Genomic DNA, 4,069 nt, shown 5'->3' on the forward strand with positions numbered 1-4,069 from the left:
TGCCTGTACGTCGCGCGCAACCTTGCCACGCGCGGCGCCGCCCGCGCGTCCGCCGTGCTGCTCGCCCGCTCGGCCACCTGGTGCTCGTCGGACGGCACCGTGCTGACCCGTGACGAGCAGGTGCTGTACGCGGCCCTGCTCGAAAGGGTCCGGGCGGTCCTCGACGACGCCACGCTGGAGGCTGCCTGGCAGGAGGGCGGCGCGCTCGACGAGCAGGGCGTGGAGCGTCACCTGGGTGAGGCGCACGCCGTGACCCTCCCGGGGACGCCGCAGGTGGCCGCCTCCGTCCTCGACTCGGCGCCGGACCGCACGGCCGCCCCACCGCCGCCCGCCGGGCCCGATCCGGAGGAGACGGGTGGGTTGAGCGCGCGTGAACTGGGCGTGCTGAGACTGCTCTTCGAGGGTCAGCAGAACAAGCAGATCGCGCGGGCACTCTCCATCTCGGAGAACACGGTGCGCAACCACGTGCGCAGCATCTTCCAGAAGCTCGACGCGCACACCCGCACGGAGGCCATCTCGACGGCGCTGCGGCTCGGGCTGGTCCGCGTCGGGGAGGGCCAGAACCGCTAGGCGCCCACGAGCCTGCGCAGCGTCTCGTGAACGTCCTCCCCGGCGGCGCTCACGAGCGAGGCGAGCGTCCCAGCGGTCAGGGCCTCGTGGGGCAGGCGGGCCGTGACGTGCAGGGTTGCGGCGGCCGGCCCGCCTCCCGTCTCGGGTTCCACGTGCGCGCGCGCCACCCGCAGGGCGCCGTTGAGGTCGTTGGCGAGGAGCAGCAGGTCCACGATGCGGCCCGGCTCGTCGAGGTCCACCCCGAAGGACGCCGCGACCCGCACGCCGTCGGAGGTCGCGCTGACCTGCAGGGCCAGTTCGGCCGAGTCGTCCGCCCCGCGCGGGGTGTAGCCGACGATCACGCCGCCGCCTTCCACGTGCGCGCCGAACCCGGCCGCCCGCAGGAGGCCGAGCAGGGCCTCGGGCGAGACGGGGTCCGACATCACCTCATGGTACCCGGCGGCCTCACACCTGGAACACGCCGACGCGCAGCTCCTCCTGCCGGGGGTTGAGCGCGCAGGCCTCCAGCGCCCGCACGAGCCGCTCGCGCGTGGTGTCCGGCTCGATGAGCTCGTCCACCCACAGGCGCGCGGCGGCGTAGCGCGGGTCGAGCTCGCGGTCGTACTTCGACCTGACCTCCTCGAACAGGGCCTGGAGTTCCTCGTCGTCGGGTTCGTGCCCGGCGCGCTTCAGGGCCGCCACCTGGATGTCGAGGAGGGTCTTGGCGGCGGCGTTGCCGCTCATCACGGCGTACTTCGCGCTGGGCCACGCGAACAGGAAGCGCGGCGCGTACGCCTTGCCGCTCATGGCGTAGTTGCCCGCGCCGAAACTGCCCCCGGTGATGACCGTGAGGCGCGGCACGACGCTGTTGCTCACGGCGTTCACCATCTTCGCGCCGCGCCGGATGATGCCCTCGTGCTCGCTGTCGCGGCCCACCATGAAGCCCGTGACGTCCGAGAGGAACACGAGCGGCACGCCCGCCTGGTTCGCGTCGAGGATGAAGCGCGCGGCCTTGTCGGCGGCGTCGCCGTAGATCACGCCGCCCACCTCGATGCGGCTCGTGAGGCCCGGCACGCCGCCCGCCTTGAGCTTCTTGCGGATCACGGTGCGCTGGTTCGCGACGAAGCCCACGGGGAAGCCGCCGAGCCGCGCGAAGCCGCACACGATGGTCTGCCCGTAGTCGGCCTTGAACTCCTGAAAGGACGTGGCGCCGTCCTCGCGGGCGTCGGCGAGGGCGCGGACGAGCTCGCGGACGTCGTAGGGGCGGCTCCCGTCGAAGCTCACGAGGTCCGTGAGGTCCCGCGCGGCGGGCGGCAGCGCGGGCGTGCGGCGGCGCGCCCAGGGAGCGACCTCGCCCTCGGCGTAAAGGGCGGCGAGCTCGCGGACGCGGGCGAGGGCGTGCTCGTCGTCGGGTTCCTTGTAGTCCACGGTGCCGGCGATCTCGGCGTGCATGCTCGCGCCGCCGAGCTCCTCGGAGTCCACGACCTGCCCGATGGCGGCCTTCACGAGGGCGGGCCCGGCGAGGTAGAGTCCCGAGCCCTCCGTCATGACGAGCGTGTCGCACATGACGGGAAGGTACGCGCCGCCCGCGACGCAGTTGCCCATGATCGCCGCGATCTGCGGCACGCCGAGCGCGCTGAGCCGCGCGTTGAGGTAGAAGACGCGTCCGAAGTCGTCCTGATCGGGGAAGATCTCGTCCTGCATGGGCAGGTACACCCCGGCGGAGTCCACGAGGTAGATGACGGGCACCCTGTTTTCGAGCGCGATGGTCTGCGCGCGGATGACCTTCTTCGCGGTGATGGGGAAGAAGGCGCCCGCCTTGACGGTCGCGTCGTTCGCGACGATCATCCACGGGCGGCCGTGGATGGTCCCGATGCCCGTGACGGTCCCACCGGAGGGGCAGCCGCCGACGTCCTCGTACATCTCCCAGCCCGCGAAGGTCATGAGCTCGTCGAAGGGCGTGCCCTCGTCCACGAGGCGCGCGACGCGCTCGCGGGCGGTGAGGCGGCCCTTGTCGTGCTGGCGCGCGGCGGCCTTGCTTCCGCCGCCCTGACGGGCGCGGGCGAGGTCGGTGCGGAGTCGTTCGAGCGCGCCCTGCCACGCGCTGGTTGCCTGGGTCATGGAAGGAGTCTAACAAACGTTAGGGTGAGGTGGCCAGACGTGAGCAGCGGTCAGCCATCGGTCATCGGCCAACACCTTGCCGACCGCCGACCGCTGACCGCCGACCGCTGACCGCTGACCGCCGACCGCTGACTGCTGACTGCTGACTGCTGACCGCTGACCGCTGACCGCTGACCGCTTTCTCCCTCATCCAACCTGCTTGGTCTATACTCAGATCACTTATGGCGAGCGACGCCAAAAACCGTCCCGTGTACGTCATCTCGGTCGCGGCGGAACTCGTGGACATGCATCCGCAGACACTGCGGCTGTACGAACGCAAGGGCCTCATCCGACCCGGCCGCTCCAGCGGCAAGACCCGCCTGTACTCGGAACGCGACATCGAGCACCTGCGCGAGATCCGCCGTCTCACGCAGGAACTCGGCGTCAACCTCGCCGGCGTCGAGGAGGTCATGCGCCTCCAGCACGAACTCGACGCCCTGCAGGACCAGTTCGAGGACGAGATCCAGCGCATCGAGGGCGAGCTGCACGAACGCATCCGCGCCGAACGCGCCCTCCCCGGTGACGGCGGCATCCCCACCGACCCCCTCGACCGACCCGTGTACGTCATCAGCATCGCCGCGCAGCTCGTGGACATGCACCCGCAGACGCTGCGGCTGTACGAACGCAAGGGCCTCATCCGGCCCGGCCGCTCCAGCGGCAAGACCCGCCTGTACTCGGAACGCGACATCGAGCACCTGCGCGAGATCCGCCGTCTCACGCAGGAACTCGGCGTCAACCTCGCCGGCGTCGAGGAGATCATGCGCCTGCGACACAACCTCGACGGCGCCCGCGCCCGCATGGAGGGCGCCATCGACCGCATCCAGCAGGACCTCACGCAGCACATGACGAAGTGGCGCGAGCTGCCCGCCACCGAGGACCCGGAACGGTCCGCGCCGCGCCTTTCGCTGCCGCCCGGCCTCGCCGCCCTCACCGAGCTCGGCGACGACGATGACGCCGCCGACCTCGACGATCTCGACGACCTCGATCACGGGGAGGAGGACGCCGCCGCCGATGCCTGACCGCTCCTCCCGCTCCACCCGATGACGGGAGCCCGGCCCCTGTGGGTGATGGGCGACGTCCACGGTGAACCCGCGAAGCTCCGCGCGCTCCTGCGGCACGCGGGCCTCATCGGGGACGGTGACGTCTGGACCGGCGGCGGCGCCGTCCTCGTCTGCATCGGGGACTACACCGACCGCGGTCCGGACGGCGTCGGCGTCCTCGACCTGCTCCTGCGCGTCGACGAGGACGCCGCGCGCGCGGGGGGACGCCTCTACGCCCTGCTCGGCAACCACGAGACGCTGCTGCTCGCCGCGCACGCCTTCGGCGACCACTGGCAGGACCCGCGCGGACGCACCTTCCT

General features: G+C 71.7%; 5 protein-coding genes. 3 read left to right on the top strand and 2 right to left on the bottom strand.

The genetic code is table 11. The annotated features are described in order from the left end of the window. Positions 1–570, top strand: a 570-nt coding sequence (locus tag DEIPI_RS40900; protein WP_211238262.1) for a helix-turn-helix transcriptional regulator, incomplete at its 5' end; no start/stop codon positions are given. On the opposite strand, the gene DEIPI_RS0107780 is transcribed toward DEIPI_RS40900, so the two are convergent. Together DEIPI_RS0107780 and DEIPI_RS0107785 are read right to left on the bottom strand one after the other, a co-directional pair. Then, complete coding sequence (locus DEIPI_RS0107780) at positions 567–992, bottom strand: hypothetical protein (protein WP_027481400.1); 426 nt, start codon at positions 990–992, stop codon at positions 567–569. The two genes, DEIPI_RS40900 and DEIPI_RS0107780, sit on opposite strands and share 4 nt — an antisense overlap. Positions 993–1,014: 22 nt before the next feature. After that, the gene (locus DEIPI_RS0107785) at positions 1,015–2,670 is read right to left on the bottom strand and encodes an acyl-CoA carboxylase subunit beta (protein WP_027481401.1); all 1,656 of its coding nucleotides are present in this window, start codon (positions 2,668–2,670) and stop codon (positions 1,015–1,017) included. Between the two features lie 221 nt (positions 2,671–2,891). Between DEIPI_RS0107785 and hspR the strand changes: the two genes are divergently transcribed. Then, positions 2,892–3,728 carry a heat shock protein transcriptional repressor HspR, fused homodimer type gene (hspR, locus tag DEIPI_RS29490; protein WP_084474080.1) on the top strand — a complete coding sequence of 279 codons (837 nt, stop codon included), beginning with the start codon at positions 2,892–2,894 and terminating at the stop codon, positions 3,726–3,728. A gap of 21 nt (positions 3,729–3,749) precedes the next feature. Next, a partial coding sequence (locus DEIPI_RS29495) for a metallophosphoesterase (RefSeq protein ID WP_211238263.1) occupies positions 3,750–4,069 on the top strand: 320 nt, incomplete at its 3' end.

Source organism: Deinococcus pimensis DSM 21231 (genome assembly GCF_000519345.1).
GTDB classification, from domain to species: Bacteria; Deinococcota; Deinococci; order Deinococcales; family Deinococcaceae; genus Deinococcus_A; species Deinococcus_A pimensis.

Coding starts and splice junctions, on each gene's coding strand:
- hspR (WP_084474080.1), top strand. CDS start 2,892: ATGGCGAGCGACGCCAAAAACCGTCCCGTGTACGTCATCTCGGTCGCG.
- DEIPI_RS0107785 (WP_027481401.1), bottom strand. CDS start 2,670: ATGACCCAGGCAACCAGCGCGTGGCAGGGCGCGCTCGAACGACTCCGC.
- DEIPI_RS0107780 (WP_027481400.1), bottom strand. CDS start 992: ATGTCGGACCCCGTCTCGCCCGAGGCCCTGCTCGGCCTCCTGCGGGCG.